We start from the raw sequence: 421 nt of genomic DNA, 5'->3' as shown, positions 1-421 counted from the left end.
CTCGACGCGAAGCAATTCGAGTCGTGCTTCGTTCGGTGGATGAGCTCAATGTGCCCTTCGCTAGTTGGCCAGCACGTCGCCATTGATGGCAAATGCGTGCGGGGCTCGCACGATGGCAAGCAGAGCGCGATTCATCTTGTGTCGGCATGGAGCAGCGCCAATGGTTTGACGCTCGGGCAAGTCCGGACTGCGGACAAGAGTAACGAGATCACAGCGATACCGGAATTATTGGAAACGCTCGATATCAAAGGCGCCATCATCACGATTGACGCGATGGGTTGCCAGCGCGGCATCGCGGCCAAGATCGTGGCAAGCGGCGCCGACTATGTGCTGGGCGTGAAGGACAATCACCCCGGGCTGGCCGAGGCCGTCAAGCTGTGGTTCGATGCCGCCGATAGCGGCAAGATGGATCGTCCGTTCT

Annotated in this window: 1 protein-coding gene; it reads left to right on the top strand. The window is 59.4% G+C overall.

The window, feature by feature from the left end; translation table 11 throughout:
- The coding region (locus tag D0817_RS26655) for an ISAs1 family transposase (protein WP_202866519.1) at positions 1-421 on the top strand (421 nt) is incomplete at both ends.

The organism is Flavobacterium cupreum (assembly GCF_003996965.1).
GTDB lineage: Bacteria > Bacteroidota > Bacteroidia > Flavobacteriales > Flavobacteriaceae > Flavobacterium > Flavobacterium cupreum.
The sequence above is the reverse complement of the archived record's forward strand: the minus strand, read 5'-3'. Positions and strand labels throughout refer to the sequence as shown.